General features: G+C 36.7%; 17 protein-coding genes and 1 tRNA gene. 16 read left to right on the forward strand and 2 right to left on the reverse strand.

Annotation, left to right across the window (positions count from 1 at the left end):
- The first annotated feature begins 20 nt into the window (after nucleotides 1–20).
- From NG809_RS00995 to purF, 5 genes are all read left to right on the forward strand, one after another.
- Entirely contained in the window at nucleotides 21–737 is a 717-nt protein-coding gene (locus tag NG809_RS00995) for a DUF2490 domain-containing protein (RefSeq protein WP_262147268.1), read from the forward strand.
- A gap of 392 nt (nucleotides 738–1,129) precedes the next feature.
- A complete protein-coding gene (locus NG809_RS01000) occupies nucleotides 1,130–1,735 on the forward strand; it encodes a SatD family protein (protein WP_262147270.1) in 606 nt (201 codons plus the stop codon).
- 1 nt (nucleotide 1,736) lies between these two features.
- A complete protein-coding gene (locus NG809_RS01005) occupies nucleotides 1,737–2,432 on the forward strand; it encodes a DUF3307 domain-containing protein (protein ID WP_262147272.1) in 696 nt (231 codons plus the stop codon).
- A 78-nt stretch (nucleotides 2,433–2,510) separates the two neighbouring features.
- Entirely contained in the window at nucleotides 2,511–3,233 is a 723-nt protein-coding gene (gene purC, locus NG809_RS01010; protein WP_262147273.1) for a phosphoribosylaminoimidazolesuccinocarboxamide synthase, read from the forward strand.
- A gap of 97 nt (nucleotides 3,234–3,330) precedes the next feature.
- A complete protein-coding gene (purF, locus tag NG809_RS01015; RefSeq protein ID WP_262147274.1) occupies nucleotides 3,331–4,830 on the forward strand; it encodes an amidophosphoribosyltransferase in 1,500 nt (499 codons plus the stop codon).
- An 84-nt stretch (nucleotides 4,831–4,914) separates the two neighbouring features.
- On the opposite strand, the gene NG809_RS01020 is transcribed toward purF, so the two are convergent.
- Nucleotides 4,915–5,607 carry a porin family protein gene (locus NG809_RS01020; RefSeq protein ID WP_262147275.1) on the reverse strand — a complete coding sequence of 231 codons (693 nt, stop codon included), beginning with the start codon at nucleotides 5,605–5,607 and terminating at the stop codon, nucleotides 4,915–4,917.
- Between the two features lie 249 nt (nucleotides 5,608–5,856).
- Nucleotides 5,857–6,903: a 3-dehydroquinate synthase gene (aroB, locus tag NG809_RS01025; protein WP_262147276.1), complete on the reverse strand. Its 1,047-nt coding sequence runs from the start codon at nucleotides 6,901–6,903 to the stop codon at nucleotides 5,857–5,859.
- Nucleotides 6,904–7,004: 101 nt separating this feature from the next.
- Here aroB and NG809_RS01030 point away from each other — a divergent pair, with 101 nt between their 5' ends.
- The 11 genes from NG809_RS01030 to NG809_RS01080 all read left to right on the forward strand — a co-directional run bounded on the left by NG809_RS01030 (nucleotide 7,005) and on the right by NG809_RS01080 (nucleotide 20,798).
- Nucleotides 7,005–8,147: a pseudouridine synthase gene (locus NG809_RS01030; protein WP_262147277.1), complete on the forward strand. Its 1,143-nt coding sequence runs from the start codon at nucleotides 7,005–7,007 to the stop codon at nucleotides 8,145–8,147.
- Between the two features lie 490 nt (nucleotides 8,148–8,637).
- Nucleotides 8,638–9,360, forward strand: coding sequence for an NUDIX hydrolase (locus NG809_RS01035; protein WP_262147278.1), 723 nt, complete (start codon nucleotides 8,638–8,640; stop codon nucleotides 9,358–9,360).
- Nucleotides 9,361–9,374: 14 nt separating this feature from the next.
- On the forward strand, nucleotides 9,375–10,850 hold the full coding sequence (locus tag NG809_RS01040) for a xylulokinase (RefSeq protein WP_262147279.1): 1,476 nt from the start codon (nucleotides 9,375–9,377) through the stop codon (nucleotides 10,848–10,850).
- 65 nt (nucleotides 10,851–10,915) lie between these two features.
- Nucleotides 10,916–13,552, forward strand: a complete 2,637-nt coding sequence (locus NG809_RS01045; RefSeq protein WP_262147280.1) for a glycoside hydrolase family 3 C-terminal domain-containing protein — start codon at nucleotides 10,916–10,918, stop codon at nucleotides 13,550–13,552.
- A gap of 117 nt (nucleotides 13,553–13,669) precedes the next feature.
- Complete coding sequence (locus tag NG809_RS01050) at nucleotides 13,670–14,470, forward strand: Cof-type HAD-IIB family hydrolase (protein WP_262147281.1); 801 nt, start codon at nucleotides 13,670–13,672, stop codon at nucleotides 14,468–14,470.
- Nucleotides 14,471–14,577: 107 nt separating this feature from the next.
- Nucleotides 14,578–16,281, forward strand: a complete 1,704-nt coding sequence (locus NG809_RS01055; RefSeq protein WP_262147283.1) for a DUF4041 domain-containing protein — start codon at nucleotides 14,578–14,580, stop codon at nucleotides 16,279–16,281.
- Between the two features lie 129 nt (nucleotides 16,282–16,410).
- Nucleotides 16,411–16,498: transfer RNA gene (locus NG809_RS01060), tRNA-Ser, on the forward strand.
- 435 nt (nucleotides 16,499–16,933) lie between these two features.
- The gene (locus NG809_RS01065; protein WP_262147284.1) at nucleotides 16,934–18,034 is read left to right on the forward strand and encodes an XdhC family protein; all 1,101 of its coding nucleotides are present in this window, start codon (nucleotides 16,934–16,936) and stop codon (nucleotides 18,032–18,034) included.
- Nucleotides 18,035–18,058: 24 nt separating this feature from the next.
- A complete protein-coding gene (moaA, locus tag NG809_RS01070) occupies nucleotides 18,059–19,039 on the forward strand; it encodes a GTP 3',8-cyclase MoaA (RefSeq protein ID WP_262147285.1) in 981 nt (326 codons plus the stop codon).
- Nucleotides 19,039–19,620, forward strand: a complete 582-nt coding sequence (locus NG809_RS01075; protein WP_262147286.1) for a nucleotidyltransferase family protein — start codon at nucleotides 19,039–19,041, stop codon at nucleotides 19,618–19,620. Before moaA ends, NG809_RS01075 begins: the two co-directional genes overlap by 1 nt.
- On the forward strand, nucleotides 19,617–20,798 hold the full coding sequence (locus NG809_RS01080) for a molybdopterin molybdotransferase MoeA (protein ID WP_262147287.1): 1,182 nt from the start codon (nucleotides 19,617–19,619) through the stop codon (nucleotides 20,796–20,798). The genes NG809_RS01075 and NG809_RS01080 overlap by 4 nt, the downstream gene beginning before the upstream one ends.
- Nucleotides 20,799–20,816 lie beyond the last annotated feature (18 nt).

Genomic DNA, 20,816 nt, shown 5'->3' on the forward strand with positions numbered 1-20,816 from the left:
TTTTGCAAAAATTTTTTTAGATGAAATTCTTTGTCGGTCTGGGTTTGATTTTAGGATTAGGTTTTGCAAATGCACAGGAACATATTTCCAGTTTTAATGCAATTACGCTGACTTATAAATTTCATCCGAAATTTTTCCTGTATGCAGAAACTCAGATGCGTGGAATTGAGGAGTATGATTACCCCGATTATTATGAGATAAAAGGAGGTTTAGGTTACAATTTAACCAAAACCCATAAGCCTTTTGTCGGTTTGGGAAGATATGCTACTTACAAAAACCATACGATCAGCCGTGAAGAATTCAGGGTTTGGCTTCAGGACGTGATTGATTTCAAAAAAGGATCTTTTAAATTTGAAAACCGTTTCCGTGCCGAGAAAAGCTGGTTTTACGATCCCATCAAAGATATCAGATCCGAAAGAATGAGATACCGTTACCGACTTAACATCACGCTTCCTCTTAATTCAAAATCAGTAAAGCCGGGAACTGTATTTGCCAATGTTTATGATGAAATTTTTGTCGTAAGTCCCAACAAACCTACTTTCGCAAGAAACAGAGTGTATGGCGGTGTTGGTTATCAGATCGACGAAAACTTCGGAATGCTCGGCGGTTACCTGTGGCAGAGAGAATTTGAAGCGGCGGGAAACAAAAACGTGCATTTCGTTTATTTCGCCCTAAACATCAATATTGATGACACAGACAATAACAACAAAACCTATCATTTTCCGGGAGCAGATTAATTCAGAGCCTGTTCAAAAATTATTGAGAAACAAATTCTTATAAACCTTTTTTCTTTTCCCCAACCCTAAAGGGAGGAAAAAAGCTACGAAAATTTCATCAAAATTACACTCTAGGATTGGGGAAATTAATTTTGATGAAATTTAAATAGCTCTTAATTTAACAAAAATGAAATATAAGCAAAAAAGCTAATAATCACCAATTATAAGTCTTTTTGCTTATATTTAAAAAGTTTGAACTCCAAATTTCAAATCTCAAATCAACAATTCGAATCTCAAATTTCAAACCTCAAATTTCAAATCAAAACACATAAGCAAAAAAACTTATAATCAGCAGTTATTAGCTTTTTAGCTTATATTTTTTATTTATAAGTAATAATGCTTATATTTGCAAAATGATAGCGGTCATCACTGGTGATATTATTAATTCTCAACATGCAGACACAGAAGTTTGGATTACCAGACTGAAAAATCTCCTTGCGAAATGGGGAAAAAGTCCACACACATGGGAAATTTACAGAGGTGATGAGTTCCAGCTTAAATGCAGTATCGATGACGTTTTTTGGCGTTTCTTAGCCATTAAATCCCTTATAAAAAGTCAGGAAAATTTAGATGTAAGAATGGCGATTGGCATTGGTGAAGAAAATTTCTCATCAGAAAAAATCACCGAGTCCAACGGAACGGCTTATGTGAATTCCGGAAGACTGCTTAACGACCTGAAATCTGACGGCCACACCGTATCCATCAAAACTTCAAACGATTCTTTAGACAGAGACCTTAACATTCTGTTGAAATGGTCATCTAAAGACTTTGACAGCTGGACGATGGCGACATCAGAAATCATTCACGAAATGATTATGAATCAGGATAATACACAGGAAGATCTTGCCAAGAAATTTACCATTTCGCAATCTTCTATCAGCCAGAGACTGAAACGCGCCAACTACGAGCTTATCGTGGAAACCAACCAGTATTTTAAAAAGAAAATTTCAGAATTGTAAGATGATTTTTATTCAACTCATATTGGCACATTTACTCGGAGATTTTCTTCTTCAGCCAAACTCATGGGTTGCAGATAAAGAAAACCGCAAACTGAAAAGTCCATTTCTCTACCTTCACGTTCTGATTCACACCGTTTTAAGTTTTATTTTCCTTTGGAATATCGAGCTTTGGTGGGTTGCTGTTTTGGTAGGAGTTACGCATTTAATTATTGATGCCTGCAAACTCAGTTTTCAGAATATTCAGACCAAAAAAAGATGGTTTTTCATCGATCAGTTGCTTCATGTAGCAGTTATCGGCGGAGTTTCTTTTTATTTTAATGAATTTGATTTTGATTTTCTGAAAGATGAAGATTTTCTAAAAGTTTTAATGGGCGCTTTATTTTTAACATCGCCTGCTTCAATTTTCATTAAATTATTATTGTCATCATGGACGCCAGTGAACGAACAGGCGGGAAGTCTTCAAACCGAATCATTATCCAACGCCGGAAAATACATCGGAATTTTAGAACGTCTTATGGTCTTCACATTTATTATGGTAAACCATTGGGAAGGCGTAGGTTTTATGGTCGCAGCAAAATCTGTTTTCAGATTCAGTGATCTGGCACAGGCAAAGCAGCGAAAACTCACAGAATATGTATTAATAGGTACATTGCTGAGTTTTGGACTGGCCGTTTTAACAGGAATTTTAATTAAGTAAGTAAAGAATAATATAAATCTAATAATAACCGAAAACCTTTGATTCAAGGTTTTCTAAAAGTAAAAAAAAGTAAAAATTATGAGTCAAAAGCTAGAAATGTTGTATGAAGGGAAAGCAAAACAAGTATTTGCAACCGAAAATCCTGAAGAAGTTGTAGTACGTTTCAAAGACGATGCAACAGCATTTAACGCTCAAAAAAGAGGATCTGTAGATTTGAAAGGCGAAATGAACAACGCTATCACAACCCTTATTTTTGAATATTTGAATGAAAAAGGAATTAAAACTCATTTCATCAAACAGATAGACGAGAGAGAGCAGCTCGTAAAAAAAGTTTCAATTATTCCTTTGGAAATGGTGGTAAGAAACTATTCTGCAGGAAGCATGGCTCAGAGATTAGGTGTGGAAGAAGGAATTAAATCTCCCGTAACCATCTTCGATATTTGCTACAAAAAAGACGAATTGGGAGATCCGCTTATCAACGATCACCACGCTGTTTTCCTAGGTGCAGCCACTTACGAAGAGCTTGACGAAATGTATGAATTAACTTCAGACATCAACGAAATTCTAATCGAGCTTTTCGATAAAATGAATATCATTTTGGTTGATTTCAAAATCGAATTAGGAAAAACTTCAACCGGCGAAATTATTCTTGCTGACGAAATTTCTCCTGATACCTGCAGACTTTGGGACAAAGACACGATGAAGAAACTGGATAAAGACAGATTCAGAAGAGATCTTGGGGAAGTTACAGAAGCTTACGTGGAGATCTACAACAGACTGAAAGTCGTACTTGGTAAGTAATTAGCTGGAAGGTGGAAGCCGGAAGCTGGAGTCTGATGATTGACTTCCCACTTCCATCACCCCGCTTCCAACCTCAAAAAAATTAGAAAAAATAGAAATGAAAAGTTTAGACATTCATAAAAGTGAATATTTAAAACAGTTTGAGACTCAAACCTACGGAAGAAATCTTTTCAGAACGCAGGAAGAAGAAAGAATGGACGCTCCGAATGAGGAGTGCGGTATCTTCGGAATGTATTCTGATAACGATCTCGACACGTTTTCTCTTTCTCAGTTCGGGCTTTTTGCGCTTCAGCACAGAGGTCAGGAAGCTTGTGGTATTTCTGTTCTTAAAGATGGGAAAATCACCAATATGAAAGATGAAGGTTTGGTTTTGGATGTTTATAAAGAAATCCAGGAACCGGAAACTTTTATGGGAAACTCTGCAATCGGTCACACAAGATATACGACTGCGGGAGACAAAAAGAAATATAATTTTCAGCCATTTTTTGCTAAAAACGAATATGACCAGATTATACTTTCTATCGCTCACAACGGTAATTTAACCAATGCGAAAAAGCTGAAAACAGAACTGGAAGCTGAGGGCGTAGTCTTCAGGGCAACTTCAGATTCTGAGGTTATTTTAAGACTGATTCAGAAAAATCTTGATTTGGGACTTCGTGGAGCAATCAAAGCGACGATGGAAAAGATTGAGGGAGCTTATTCAGTTGTAGGAATGACGAGAAATAAATTCTTCGCGTTCAGAGATTTCAACGGAATCAGACCTTTGGTTTTAGGAGCTACGAGCGAAAATTCTTATGTTGTAGCTTCAGAATCTGTTGCATTAGACGCTGTTGGAGCTCAGTATGTGAGAGATATTTTGCCTGGTGAAATTGTTTACACAAGCGAAAACGACCCTGGAAAACTTCATTCTTATATGGCTGATGAAGCAAAGGGAAAGCAAAGAATCTGTTCTTTTGAATATATTTATTTTGCAAGACCCGATTCTTCGCTTGAAAACATTAATGTTTACGAAATCAGAGAAAAATCCGGTGAGAAAATCTGGGAACAGGCTCCTGTGGAGGCTGACATCGTAATCGGTGTTCCTGATTCGGGAGTTCCTGCGGCGATTGGCTTTTCCAAGGCTTCGGGGATACCTTTCCGTCCGGTTTTAATTAAAAACAGATACATTGGAAGAAGTTTCATTGTTCCGACTCAGGAAATGCGAGAAAGAATTGTGAATTTAAAACTGAACCCGATTATTTCTGAAATCAAGGGCAAAAGAGTAGTGATCATCGATGATTCTATCGTTCGTGGAACTACTTCAAAACGTTTGGTTAAAATTTTGAAAGAAGCGGGTGTAAAGGAAATTCACTTCAGAAGTGTTTCGCCGCCGATTATTGCACCTTGTTATTTAGGAATTGACACGCCATCAAAAGATGATTTGATTTCTGCAAATATGTCTACAGAACAATTAAGAGATTATTTGGGGGTGGATTCTCTGGAATTTTTAAGTACAGATAATTTAAAGGAAATTTTAGGTTCTTCCAACCATTGCTTCGGATGTTTTACAGAAGAATATCCTGTAGCAAAAGGAGAGGAGATCGAATTATTCAGTTAATTTTTTATCTCTAAGTAAAATCAAAAGGTCAGGTTTCGTAATGAAAACCTGACCTTTCTTTATTGAAATTAAGACTGTTTCTGATTAGAATTTGAATGCCAAACCAACCTGGAAGTTGTTGTTTCTGATTGCATCAGAACCGCTAGGTCTGTCTTTAGCAACGTCTGTTACGCCCGCAACATATCTTGCTGTAAGTCCGATATTGTCTGTGAAATAATATCCCAAACCGATCCCAACACCGAAGTTGAAAGTATTCAGATTATCCTTGTCGATATCATCTGTATAGCTTGCGTTGGTTGTAGAAGTGTTTGATCCAGAAGTTACTGTGGTAGTTCTATCCCCTTTATTTTTAGCACTTAACATAAATCCGAATTCCGGACCTGCCTCAATGTAAAAATTTGGTACAAAGTTGTACTGGAACATTACCGGTACTGTTAAATAATCAAGATTTGTAGAGTAAGATTCAACATTTCTGGTAGTTACGCCAGCAATTGTATACTCATTTACATCTTCAATTTTAGAACCTAACTGGTTGTACAAAAGTTCTGGCTGAATGCTGAAAGATTCTGCTACAGGAATGTTTGCAAATACACCCGCATTAAAACCGATTTTAGATTTCTGATCCTCAAGACCTGCATCTTTAGATAATGAAGCAACGTTCATACCTGCTTTCAAACCAAATCTCACCGGAGACATTGATGAATTTGAACTTGGTGTAGTCTGTGCAAATGCCAACGTCGTCGACAAAACTGCAATTCCTAAGATTAACTTTTTCATAATTTTAAATTTTTAATATTCTACTAATTTCTTATTTTAAATTTTCTGTCTTTTCTATTAAGACGTGTGGATTCTTTCAAATACTTTGCCAAATCTCAAACTTTCTCTGATGCCAAATAACAAAGCCACTCTTTCACAAGAATGGCTTAATATGTAAATTAAACTAAATCAATTACTTAGCTTATTGTAATTTGATATGCTTCGAATAATAGTTTATGATTTAAATCATGTTTAGAGAAGATGTTAAGATTAAAAGCCGCTCATTTTTTTGTAGAAATCAATCGCTTTTTGGATATTTTCAGTGCTGCATTCATGATCAAACACACACGAACCGATTCCGGAAAGCAGAGAAAAATTGATTTTAGCATCGTTATTTTTCTTGTCATTTAAAAGCAGGTTAAAAATATCTTCTTCTTTAAAATCAGTGATATCAATGTAACAGAAGTATTTAGCGATGTTTTCTATAATCAATTCTGAATCATCTGCAGAAATCAAACCTTCCAGATAAGAAAGATGCGTTTCGCAAATCATTCCCAACGCTACCGCTTCTCCGTGAAGAATCGGATTTTCGTTTTGCAGACACAAACTTTCAAAAGCGTGACCAATCGTGTGACCAAAATTTAAAGTCTTTCTCACATTTTTCTCCTGAAAATCGGCATTTACGACTTCCTGTTTAATTTCCATCGACTGATGGATAAATGGTTCTATCCCAACAGCATCAATTTCATTCAATTGAATCAAATCTTCCCAGTGTTTTCTGTCGGCAATCAAACCGTGTTTCAGCATTTCGGCAAATCCGCTTTTAAGTTCTTTCGCTGGAAGTGTCTCTAAAAATTTAGGATAAACATAAATCTGCTCAGAAAAAGAAAATGTTCCCACCATATTTTTATAATGCATCAGATCTATTCCGGTCTTTCCTCCAATCGACGCATCGCACATGGAAAGGAGAGTAGTAGGAATATTGATGAATTGTATTCCTCTCTTATAGGTAGAAGCTACAAAACCTCCCATGTCGGTAATAACACCTCCGCCAAGGTTGATGATTAAAGCTTTTCTGTCGGCCTTCATTTCGGTAAGAATCTCCCAAAGCTGATTGGCAGTCTGGATGTTTTTCATTTCTTCGCCCGCTTCAATTTCAAGAATTTCAAAGGAAGTCTCGGTTTCCAGATTTCCTAAAAATAAAGGAAGACAATATTCGTGGGTATTTTCATCCACCAGAATAAAAATTTTACTGAAAGACTTTTCTGTAAGAAACTGATTGAGATCTGTGAAATTTTCGTCTGATAAAGTAATCATAAAATGATTTTTTTTGAATTTAAATCTATACTGCGCTACAAAGTTATGATTCTTAATTTTTAACTCGTAACTAAATTACTATCTTTGCAAAAATATTTAGAATGAGCAGAGACAACAATAATTCGGGGAGACCTAAAAAACCTAGATCTTCAACAAGAAATTCAGACAGTCCTCATGCTTCAAAATCAGGAAATTCAGGTTCAGGATCTTTCAAAAAATCTTTCCCGAAAGCAGGCGAAAGAAATTCTGATTCCAGAAAAAGTTCAGGTACAAGCTATCAGGACAGAATGGATAAGAAATTCGGAAAAACTGAACAGAAAGATTTTATTACCAATCCAGGTGAAGAAAAAAAACCTTTCAAAAAATATGCACCGAGCAGAGGTGGCAGCAGACCCAAAAGTTTTGACGCCAGAGATAAGTATGAGAGAGGCAGCCTGAAATACGGAAGAAGACCGGGAGCAGAAGGCAATGAAGATAAAAACAAATCATTTGTTCAGAAAAGAAGACTGAGCAAAATTGATAAAGATATTCACAAAGATACGATCCGTCTGAATAAATTCATCGCCAACTCTGGAATTTGCAGCAGAAGAGAAGCTGATGAGTTGATTACTCAAGGTCTGGTGGAAGTAAACGGGAAAGTAGTGACAGAAATGGGTTATCAGGTTCAGAAATCTGATAAAGTGATTTTTGACGGACAGAATATCACTCCTGAAAAGCCTGTTTACGTACTTTTAAACAAGCCTAAAGGATATATTTCTACAACAAAAGATGATAAGGCAAGAAAAACCGTAATGGATTTGGTGGCAAACGCTTCTCCTTACAGAGTTTTCCCTGTTGGAAGATTAGACCGTTCGACGACCGGAGTTATTCTTTTGACAAACGACGGTCACATGACAAAAAAACTGACGCATCCATCTTTTGATGCGAAGAAGATTTATCATGTTACTTTAGATAAAAAACTTACGAACGAAGATTTGAAGCTTATTGCAGAAGGAATCCGATTGGATGAAGGGGTTGCAGAGGTTGATCAGATTTCATTTATCGAAGGTAAACCAAGAAATGAAGTGGGAATCGAGATTCACATTGGCTGGAACCGTGTAATCAGAAGGATTTTCCAGAGATTGGGATACGAAGTGGAAGCTTTAGACAGAGTGATGTTTGCAGGTTTAACCAAGAAAAACATTAAGAGAGGTCACTGGAGAATTCTTACAGAACTGGAAGTGAATAATCTGAAAATGCTTTAATAAAATTTAAAGTAAAAAATATAAACTGTTTCTTTTTGAGACAGTTTTTTTTGTTTAAAAAATTGCCTGATCATAACTCAAAATTTAATTTGTAAAGTTTTGAAAATGAAAAATTAAAAATAAATAGCTCAGTCATTAATTTGGGGATTTTAAGTAACTTAATATCGATTTTTTATTAAGAAAAATGTAGATATTAGAGACAATTCATTCTTATTTAATAATCAGAAAGATGAAGCTGTTTATCATATTTAAATTCATTTTTAAAATAATATTTTACCTGAAATCAATGATGTTAAATGATTGTAAATGAATTGGAATTATTGAATATTTATCATTCTTAAAACCCTAAGCTTATCATATTTTAAACTCATTAAATATCATAAAAAATCGATATGTAAAATATTGATATACAGAATGTAATTCAATAATAATTTTTTATTTCATTCTGAATTTTTATATTTGTGAGATTACGAAAATGTTAACTTCATCCATGATTCCAAATTTTATACATACTTATGTTTCGGTAGACTGCGTTGTCTTTGGGTTTGATAACGAAAACAGACTCAACATTCTTTTGGTACAGCGCCATTTTGAAAATACGCCCGATGAGCAGCACAGAAAGCTTCCCGGAAGCCTCATTATGAATAATGAAGATGTTGATGACGCAGCGCAAAGGGTTTTGACCGAACTTACAGGCATTAAAAAAATGGTTTTAAAACAGTTCAAATGCTTCGCAGACCCCAACAGAGCTAATGAAAAAGATGTGAAATGGATGGACAAAGAGTACAACCACCACATCGACAGAATTATTACGGTAGCCTATCTTTCCCTCTGTAAAATTGACAGAAAAATCAACAGCAGCAAATACGAAACGGTAGATTGGTTCCCAATTGATAAAGTTCCGGATCTGCCTTTTGATCACAATCAGATCATCAAAGAATCCCTCATCGAAATCCGCAAATGGATCGAATCTGATTTCACTATTATTTTTGAGCTTCTGCCAAAGAAATTTACTATCAGACAGTTGTATCAACTGTACAGCGCAATCAGCGAAAAATATATTGACATCAAAAATTTTCACAAAAAAATATCGTCATTCAATTATATCATTCAGCTGGATGAGATTGAAACGAATGTGGCTCACCGTGCAGCGAGATATTACAGTTTTGATCAGAAGATTTACAAGAAAAACAATACTAAACTCATCAAATAAAATTTCAACCGGATATGTATTTATTAGGATATGACATCGGAAGTTCATCCGTAAAAGTTTGCCTTATCGAGGCTTCAAGCGGGAAAGTAGTGGCATCAGATTTTTCACCGAAAAAAGAAATGCTGATCAGTGCGGTAAAACCCGGTTGGGCAGAGCAAAACCCTCAGGATTGGTGGACGAATCTTAAACTCGCGCACGAATCTGTGATGCATCACTCAGGCGTAAATGCAGAAGACATCAAAGGCATCGGAATCACGTGGCAAATGCACGGATTGATATTGGTTGATAAAGATCAGAACCTTTTGAGACCTTCAATTATCTGGTGCGACAGCCGTGCAGTTCCCTATGGTGAGAAGGCTTTTGAAACCATCGGAAAAGAAAAATGTTTATCTCACCTTTTGAATTCGCCTGGAAATTTTACAGCTTCAAAATTGGCCTGGGTTAAAGAAAATGAGCCTGAAATTTTTGAAAAGATTGACAAAATCATGCTTCCCGGTGATTATATTGCGATGAAACTTTCGGGAGAAATCGGGATGACGATCGAAGGTCTGTCTGAAGGAATTTTCTGGGACTTTAAAAACAACTGCATTTCAAAAGATGTAACCGGTTACTATGGTATTCCGGAAAGTTTTTTTCCCGAAATCATTCCAACTTTTGGAATTCAGTCAACAGTTTCAGCAGCAGCTGGGGAAGAATTAGGTTTAAAAGAAGGAACACCTATTTCTTACAGAGCGGGGGACCAGCCCAACAATGCACTTTCCTTAAATGTCTTCAATCCCGGAGAAATTGCTTCCACAGCAGGAACTTCAGGTGTAGTTTACGGAGTTTTGGATCATCTCGACTACGATGATTTATCAAGAGTAAACACTTTTGCCCACGTAAATCACACCCCTGAGGATATCAGATTAGGCGTTCTACTTTGTATTAACGGAACGGGAATTTTAAATTCATGGTTAAAAAATAATTTTGCAACTTCACTTTCTTCTTATGGAGACATGAACGATTTAGCATCACTTTCTCCGGTGGGAGCGAAAGGTTTAAGCATTATTCCATTCGGAAACGGAGCTGAAAGAGTTTTGGAAAACAGAGATTCCAACTGCTCGATCCATGGTATTAATTTTAATATTCATTCCAAAGGCGATATTCTGAGAGCTGCTCAGGAAGGAATTGTTTTTTCCTACGAATACGGAATGAACATCATGCGAAATATGGGAATGGATATCAGCGTCATCCGTGCCGGAAATGCCAATATGTTTTTAAGTTCCATTTTCAGAAAATCTCTTGCAGGAATCAGCAATGCCGTGATCGAACTTTACGACACTGATGGAGCTGTAGGAGCAGCCCGCGCCGCAGGAATGGGAATCGGTTTCTATAAAGATTCCAAAGAAGCATTTGCGTCATTGGAAAAGATTGCTGTCATCGAGCCTCAGGCAGAAAAAAGGGCGCAGTATCTGGAAGCTTATGAGCGGTGGAAACAGCATTTAAACTAAAATAAATTTCAGTTTTAGATTTAAATAAAACATTCTGTTAGAGATCAAATACTAAAAATTTAAATATGAAAAAATTCATCATTGGTTTGGGATTCGTCCTTTTAACCCAAAATCTTCACGCACAGACTGATTTTAAATATCCCTTTCAAAATCCGTCTGTTTCAAGAGAAAAAAGAGTTGAGAATTTACTGAGTCTTCTAACTCCCGAAGAAAAGATCGGAATGATGATGAATTCTTCCAAAGCTGTTGACCGCTTGGGAATTCCCGCTTACGACTGGTGGAATGAAGCCCTTCACGGTGTTGCGAGAGCCGGAAAAGCAACGGTTTTTCCTCAGGCTATTGCGATGGCGGCGACTTGGGATGTATCTGAACATCTCAAAACTTTTGAAATGATTTCTGATGAAGCCAGAGCAAAATACAATCAGGATTTAGCTGAAAACAACATTATAAAACGTTACCACGGTTTATCTTTCTGGACTCCGAATATCAATATTTTCCGTGATCCGAGATGGGGAAGAGGTCAGGAAACTTATGGTGAAGACCCGTTTCTAACAACACAATTAGGTCTCGCTGCCGTGAAAGGTCTACAGGGGAATGATCGTAGATACTTTAAAACCCACGCCACAGCCAAGCATTTTGCAGTCCACAGTGGCCCCGAATGGAATCGTCATTCTTACAACGCCACCGTTTCCCGCAGAGATTTATGGGAAACTTACCTGCCGGCTTTTGAAGCTTTGGTAAAAGAAGGAAATGTGCGGGAAGTGATGTGTGCTTACAATGCTTTTGATGGAGCGCCTTGCTGTGCCAACAATCCTTTAGTAACAGATATTCTCAGAACCCGCTGGAATTTTAACGGAATGGTGGTTTCTGATTGTGGAGCTATTAATGATTTTTACGAAAAAAAAGCGCACGCAACCTATCCTGATCCCGAGACTGCGGTAGCAGTAGCTGTAAAGCACACAACCGATGTAGAATGTGGAAGCTCCTATAAAAATCTGACACTATCACTTCAAAAAGGTCTGATAAAAGAATCTGAACTGGATATCTCATTAAAAAGAGTTCTGAACGGTTGGTTTGAATTGGGAATGCTGGATCCGAAAAATGCCAATCCGTGGAGTAAAATCCCTATTTCTGTTGTAGAATCTCAGGAACACCGCAATCAGGCATTAAAAGTTGCCCAAAAGTCGATGACCTTACTTAAAAACCAAAATCAGGTTTTACCGCTTTCAAAAAATATCAGAAAAATTGCTGTTGTAGGTCCAAATGCCGACGACGGAATCATGCAGCTTGGAAATTATAACGGTACACCCTCATATACCGTGACCATTTTGGAAGGTATTAAAAAGAAAATTCCAAAGGCTGAAATTATCTATGAAAGAGGATGTGATTTAGTTGATCCTTCATCAAAAACCTCTTTATACAACAGTTTTGTAAGTGATAAAAATACTGAAAACGGGATGAAGGTAGAGTTTTTCAACAATAACGAATTTAAAAATAATCCTGCCGCAATTGTCATCAATAAAACGGGAATTAATTATAATAATTCCGGCGGAACTCAGCTTGCACAAGGTCTGAACAGAGAAAATACATCCACAAAAATCTCAGGAATATTTAAAAGTCCGATTGATGGAGAGGTTTTTCTTTCGCCAATTGCTTCAGATGGCTACACTTTGTCTGTTGACGGAAAAGAAATACTCAGCCGTAAAGGTGGTAACGCTTCAAAACCTACTGAAGTTGCTCTGAAAGTAGAAAAAAACAAGGAGTATTTTGTAGAATTAAAACATATTCAAAAGGGAAAACAAATTACCATCAGCTTCGATATTTACAGAAAAGATCCGTTGAATTTTGCTGCTATCCGTGAAAAGGTAAAAGATGCAGATGCCATTATTTTTGCAGGAGGATTGTCGCCCAATCTGGAAGGCGAAGAAATGATGGTGAATTCTGAAGGTTTTAAGGGTGGAGATAAAATTTCAATTGATTTGCCTAAAGTTCAGCGGGATATGCTTTCGGAACTGAAAAAAACAGGGAAGCCGGTTGTTTTTGTTTTGTCTACGGGAAGTGCGTTGGCTCTGGAGCAGGATGAGAAAAATTACGATGCACTGCTTTGCTCATGGTATAGCGGTCAGGAAGGTGGAAACGCTGTTGCAGACGTGCTTTTTGGAGATTACAATCCTGCAGGTAGATTGCCGGTGACATTTTACAGAACACTTGCTCAACTTGATAATGCCCTGACAAAAAATTCCGCAGAAAAACAGGGGTTTGAAAACTACGATATGCAGGGACGAACTTACCGTTATATGAAAGAATCTCCTTTGTATTCATTCGGATACGGACTTTCATTCTCAGACTTCAAATATGGTAAAGCGAAAATTTCTTCAAAAAAAATTAAAAAAGAGAAAGGTTTAAACATAGAAATCCCAGTTACCAACCGTTCCAAAAAGGATGGGGAAGAAGTGGTGCAGGTTTATGTGAAGAAAAATAATGCCGATAATTCTCAGTTAAAAACTTTACGTGCATTTAAAAGGGTTCATATTGCTGCAGGAAAGACAGAAATTGTAAAACTTGAAATTGATGCCAGGTCTTTCTATTCTTATGATGAAAAATCTGATGGGTTGATTTCAAAATCAGGAAAGTATACACTGATGTACGGAGGTTCTTCTGATAATTCAGCTTTAAATCAGATTGAAATTGAAGTAAAGTAGTGTCCATTTAAACTCTAATTTAAAACAACGTATTTCTCACAGTTAATCTTTGCTTAAAACCGAATCATTTTATAAACCCTTATCTTTGTAAAACATTACCAATGAAAAGTATACAAAATGAAGGATATTAAAATGATTGTAACGGATATGGATGGGACTTTTTTAAACTCAAAATATGAGGTCAGTCCGGACTTTCCGAAGATTTATGAAGAACTGAAAAAAAGAAATATTCTTTTCGTCCCGGCAAGTGGAAGACAAATGTCCGGAATTACAAAGTATTTTGGAGAAATTGAAAGTGAAATAGGCTTTATTGCGGAAAATGGAGGGTATGTGATTTATCAGAATAAAGAAATTTTTGCTGACAGCCTAAGCCAGAATTCGATTTCTGAAATAATAAAAACGATTAGAGAAATTCCCGATGCAAGAGCGGTTTTAAGTGCGAAAGACAGTTCGTATTATGAAAGTAATGATCAGCAATTTGTAGATTATTTCAGCAGATATTACATTAAAAATCAAAAAAAAGAAGACCTTACTGAAGCTGTGGATGATTCTGTATTTAAAATAGCAGTTTACCATCCTGTGAGCTCAGAAGAATTTTTGTATCCAGCTCTGAAAAAGTTTGAAAATGAAGATTTGGTAGTAGTTGTTTCCGGTAAAAACTGGTTAGACATCATGAATAAGAATACCAATAAAGGAAATGCTATTGAAAAACTTCAGAAATCTCTCAACATTCTTCCTGCGCAAACCATGGCTTTCGGTGATTATCTCAATGATATTGAAATGCTCAAAAATGCCCAGTACTCTTTCGCCATGAAAAATGCACATCCGTCAGTAAAAGAAGCGGCCAAGTTTGAAGCCTGTTCAAATGACAGTTTTGGAGTGACAGAGATGATTAAGGATTATTTAAGTAAAAATTAAATTACTTTAAAAGTTTAAAAGTTTTTAAAATATATTTCTAAAATGCGGATTCCCGTATTTTTATTCGCGTGGATTTCCATAGTATTGTACATCAATAAAACAATACTATGGAAATTTTTATTATCGTCACATTAGTTGTGCTCATCATTTACTTTTTTATCAAAGCCAGTAATTTAAGTGCTGAAAATAAGAAAAGCAAAGATCATATTGTGAATCTGACTCGTGATCTGAATGAAGCCAGAATCAATTCTACAAAATTTCAAAGTGAAAATGGAACTTTAAAATTTAAACTAAAAACTGTTGAAACTGAGCTATCAAATTTTCGGATTAAAAATAGGGAATTGGAAGGGAAAGTCTTTGAATTGGGTAAATTTCAAAACATCATTGATGTAAAAGTTGAATGTGAATATTTGCTTAAAAAAGCTCAGAAAGACTACGAAAAATTAAGAGAAAGAGGAAATCTTGAATTGTCTGAAGCTCAGGAAAATGCCAGAGAATCCCGAAGAAATATCAGAGAATTGACAGAGAAAAAACAGCGGGAAATTGAGCTTTTGTATAAAAACGCAGTTAGAGAATCGAAAAGAATCATTAATAATGCCGAAAGTAAAGCAGAATCAATTGGTGGAGATGCTTACAGAAGCCTAAGAGAAGCCAACGAAATTGCAGACAGAATTCAGGCGATGAAAAATGTCATCAAAGGATACGGAAATGAATATCTGGTTCCAAGTTACACGCTTTTGGATCAGTTAGCTGAAGATTTTAGTCATAAAGATGCAGGCGAAAACCTAAAAAAGTTGCGTCAGAACAATAAGATGATGATTATTAACCGCCAGGCAGGAATTTGTGAGTATGTAGATTATGAAAGGCAAAAAACTGCTGTGGACTTCGTCATTGATGCTTACAACGGAAAAGTGGATTCTATTTTATCAACGGTTCGCAAAGATAATTATGGAATTTTAAAACAGAAAATCGAGGATGCTTTTCAACTGGTAAATTTTAACGGAAAAGCGTTCAGAAATGCAAGAATTTCTGAAATTTATCATCAGGCGAGATTAGAAGAATTGAGATGGGCAGTTGTAGCTCAGGAACTGCGGGCAATGGAACTGGAGGAACAAAGACAAATCCGTGAGCAGATTCGTGAAGAAGAAAAGGCAAGAAGAGAATTTGAAAAAGCCATTAAAGAGGCTGAAAAAGAAGAACAAATTCTAAAAAGACTGATTGAAAAAGCTGAAGCTCAGGTTGCACGAGCTAATGAAGAACAAAAGTTTATTTTTCAACAAAAACTGGAGGAATTACAAGGTAAGCTCGAGCAGGCAGAGGAAAAAAATCAACGAGCTATCTCAATGGCACAACAGACAAAAACAGGAAATGTTTACATAATTTCCAACATTGGTTCATTTGGTGAGCATGTTTATAAAATTGGGATGACCAGACGTTTAGAGCCTTTGGATCGCGTTCGTGAACTGGGCGACGCCAGTGTTCCATTTGAGTTTGATGTGCATGCGATGATATTTTCAGAGGATGCACCAGCTTTGGAGCGACAACTTCACAAGAAATTTCTCAAAAGCCAGCTTAATAAAATTAATTCGAGAAAAGAGTTTTTCAAGCTACAGCTTACAGATTTGAAAGATCATGTTGAAACCCTCGGAATTCAATGCAAATGGACACTTCTCGCGGAAGCAACCCAATATCGTGAAACTTTAAAACTTGAAGAAGAAATGAAAACAGATAAGACTTTGGAGGCAGAATGGGAGAGATATCAGGAAATAGCTGATCCGGTAAGTTATGAGGAAGTAATTGAGGAAATTTAGATTATTTTAAATCACTCATAATCTTGAATTTAATTAAGTAAATGAAATAAAAATAAAATTTTTCTTTGCCGAAACAAAAAAACTTTCTATTTTTGCACCACTTAAAACAACGACACAATCGGAGTTTAAGGAGAAATGGCAGAGTGGTCGATTGCGATAGTCTTGAAAACTATTGACTGTAACAGGTCCGGGGGTTCGAATCCCTCTTTCTCCGCCATTTGCGGAACCAAAATAAGCTAAAACGCTGTAAATATAATATTTATAGCGTTTTTTGTTTTTCTGAAAGGATAAAAGCGACACAGAATCGGTCACTATTATATGACCTATTCATGACATTTCCTTAGATTTCAAATGGGTCACTAAAAATTGAGGTAAACCTGTATAATAGCTAGTTTAACAATTATAAATCTCGCAAAAAGTGGTAACACAAAGTAAATTATTAAACGCTTAATGTTACCACACCATATCTATTCAACTTCAAATCTTTTATTTTGACAAAAGCTGTTTCAGAAAATTTTCACCGCATAAAATTTTTGAGTTCATTAGAAGTACGGTAATCGTACCGGAAAAAGATTCGTAAATTGCCATCTGATCTCAATAAACCTGTATTTATTGAAATAACTTTTAGATAAAACTATTTGATTAAAAATTGATGACAGAAATCGGAAATATAATAGCATCTTACGAAAAGGCAAACGCAGCAGGAAAAAAGACTGCTCTGGCAACTGTGGTGAAGGTCGAAGGTTCTTCATATAGACAAGCAGGAGCAAGAATGCTGGTCACTGAAGACGGGATTTTAACAGGTGCCATCAGCGGCGGCTGTCTGGAAGGTGATGCTTTGAGAAAAGCGCTGCTCGCTATAAATCAGAAACAAAATAAGCTGATTACATACGATACAAGCGACGAAAGTATTCTGGAGTTCAGCGTTCAACTCGGCTGCAATGGAATTGTCCATATTTTATTTGAATATATTGATGCAGCTGATCCAAATAATCCGCTGGAAATCCTGAAGAAAGTTGAAGAAAACCGCACTGAATCAGTTGTTCTAACATTGTTTTCTTTGGAACGAAATGCAAAACAAATAGGAACGGTCAATGTTTTTCAGGAAGGCAAAAGTTTTGTTGATGACAGTTACTCGTTAAAGAACGAAGGTTTAAATGTTTTAAAAAGTAAATCTTCACAGATTAAAAATATTCAGATTGAAAACCAAGAGCAGACCGCATTGTTTCAGTACATCGCTCCACCCGTTTCGCTGATTATTGCAGGTGCCGGAAACGATGTTCAGCCTGTGGTTAAAATGGCTGATCTGTTGGGTTGGGAAGTGACTGTGGGAGAAGGCAGAGTAACTCACTCCACCCAAAAACGGTTTCCTGAAGCCAAAAATTTAATTGTTGGAAATGCTCAGGAGCTTATTCAAAATGTGAAAATTGACGACAGAACGTATTTTGTCCTGATGACTCACAATTATAAATACGACCTTGAAGTTTTAAAGTTTCTTTTAAATACAACTTGTCCATACATTGGAATTTTGGGACCAAAAACAAAACTGCAGCGAATGTTTGATGATCTGAATGAACAAGGAATCATTCTTACTGATGAGGATCACAAAAGAATCTACGGTCCGATTGGTCTGGATATTGGTGCAGAAACGTCGGAAGAAATTGCATTGTCCGTCATTTCTGAAATTAAAGCAGTAATGGAAAACCGAAAAGGAAATTCCCTTCGCTATAAAACGGATAAAATTCACGGGTAGTTCTGCTGCCCAAAACAAATTAAAATGATTACAGATACTTTCGGAAGAGTGCATGATTATCTCAGGATTTCCCTGACGGATAATTGCAACCTGCGTTGTTTTTACTGCATGCCGGAAGAGAAACATGCCTTTGCTCCGGCGGCAAAACTGATGCAGGTGAATGAAATTGAAACCATTGCAAAACTTTTTGTAGAAAATGGAGTAAAGAAAATCAGACTGACAGGCGGCGAACCTTTGGTGCGAAAAGATGCCCCGAAAATTTTAAAATCATTAGGCAAATTAGATATTGAACTTGCCATCACAACCAACGGAATTCGCGTCGACGAAATGTTGAACGAATTATTGGAAGCCAATATCAAAGCCATCAACATCAGTCTTGATACGTTACAACCTGACAAATTTCTAAAAATTACACGACGCGATTTATTTCAACGCGTCAGAAACAATATCGAATTATTGTTGAAACATAATATTCGCGTCAAGATAAATGTAGTTGTCATGAAAGGTCTGAATGATGACGAAATTCTTGATTTTATTTCTTTGACCAAACACAACAATATCGAAGTCCGTTTCATTGAATTTATGCCTTTCAGCGGAAATCAGTGGACGAGCAATCAGGTTTTTACTTTGCATGAAATTTTAGTGAAAGTCAGTTCGAAATATGATGTCATTCCGGTTGAGCCTGAGCCGAATGACACATCCAGCCGATATATTATTGATGGTCACGTTGGTTCATTTGCTGTGATCAGTACGATGAGTCAGCCGTTTTGTGATACCTGCAACAGAATGAGGCTAACCGCCGACGGGAAATTAAAAAACTGCCTTTTCAGCAAAGATGAAACCGATTTATTGGGAGCATTAAGAAACGGTCAGGATATTTTACCCTTGATTGAGCAGACAATGAAAGCCAAAGCCAAAGCTTTGGGCGGACAGTTCAGCGGTGTATTTGAAAACATCGATGCATCAAAATTAGAAAACAGAAGTATGATTACAATTGGCGGTTAATGGAAACAGGAATATTGATTTTAGCCGCAGGAAATTCCTCCAGACTCGGCGAACCAAAGCAGCTGTTAAACTTCAAAGGAAAAAGTCTTTTGCGACACGTTACTGACGAGTCACTCAAAACAACAGATTCTGTTGTGGTGGTAACAGGATCAACACATTCTGAGATTTCACAGGAAATCGCAAATTTGAAGGTTAAAATTATTGAAAATGTAAACTGGAACGAAGGCATGGGTTCTTCAATCCACATTGGGTTTAAAGAACTTTTGAATTCATTTCCAACCATTGAAAACTGCATTATTTCGGTTTGCGATCAGCCATTTATTGATGCTGAAGTTTTTTCTGATTTAATTCAAATGCAGAAATATTCTCAAAAAGGAATTGTTGCATCAAAATACGCAGATACTTTAGGCACACCAGTTTTATTTACCAAAAAATATTTTGAAGATCTATCCAATCTTTCCGGACAGGAAGGGGCCAAAAAGTTAGTTCAAAAATTTAAAGATGATACCGCTGAAATCAATTTTGAAAAAGGCGCGATAGATATTGATACCCAAAACGATTACCAACAACTGATTCAATGAAAATGATTTCCGTCAACGAAGCCAAACAAATCATTCTGCAATCCGCTTTAACCCAAAAAAGCAGTATCATTCCGCTTTCTGAAGCTTTTGGATTGGTGACTTCCGAAGATGTAATTGCTTCAACCGATATTCCCAATTTCTCACAGTCATCGATGGATGGTTATGCCTTAAGATTTTTAGATAAAGATCTGTCAATTGCTGTGATTGGTGAAATGGCTGCGGGAGCGTCAAAACAATTAATGATTGAAAGTGGTGAAGCTACAAGAATTTTTACCGGAGCGCCACTGCCTGAAAATGCAGATACGGTTGTGATGCAGGAAAAAATTCGTTTTGACAATGAAAAACTTATTATTGAAGATGAAAATTTATCTGAAGGACTCAACGTGCGTCCAAAAGGTGCCGAAGTAAAAAAAGGTGAAGTCGCCATGAGGGAAGGCACTCATATTACGGCTGCTGCGATCGGATTTCTCGCCGGAATCGGTTGTGCGGAAGTTTCAGTTTACACGCCACCCAAAGTTGCGGTTATACTTACGGGAAATGAATTGCAGGATCCCGGAAACCCATTGGAATTCGGTCAGGTTTACGAAGCCAATTCTTTTCAGTTAAAGGCTGTTTTAAATCAAACTGGAATTCACAATATTGAAGTCTTCAAAGCCGAAGACGATCCCAAAGAACTGCACAAAGTCCTTGAAAACGCAATCGAACACAATGATATAGTTTTGCTGAATGGCGGCGTAAGTGTGGGAGATTATGATTTTGTCACTGAGGTTGCCAATACCTGTGGCGTGGAAGAAAAATTTCATAAGATCAAACAAAAACCAGGCAAGCCTCTCTTCTTCGGGACAAAAGAAAATACACTCGTCTTCGGGCTTCCCGGAAATCCTTCTTCATCACTAACCTGTTTTTACGAATATGTTTTACCGGCACTTGAAAAAGTGATGGGACTGCCTTCGGGCATTGTTGAAACAACTGCAACCGTAACCCATGATTATCCGAAACCAGCTGGGCTGACGCATTTCCTGAAAGCATTTTACAACAATGGAAAAGTAACCCCGCTTCACGCTCAGGAATCATTCAGACTGCATTCTTTTGCACAGGCAAACTGTTTCATTGTTTTGCCAGAAGAATCATTGGGTTGCAGGGAAAATGATCAGGTGACTGTCCATCTTTTGCCATAAAATTTAATTTAAAAATTA

The sequence above is a fragment of the Chryseobacterium foetidum genome (assembly GCF_025457425.1).
GTDB classification, from domain to species: Bacteria; Bacteroidota; Bacteroidia; order Flavobacteriales; family Weeksellaceae; genus Chryseobacterium; species Chryseobacterium foetidum.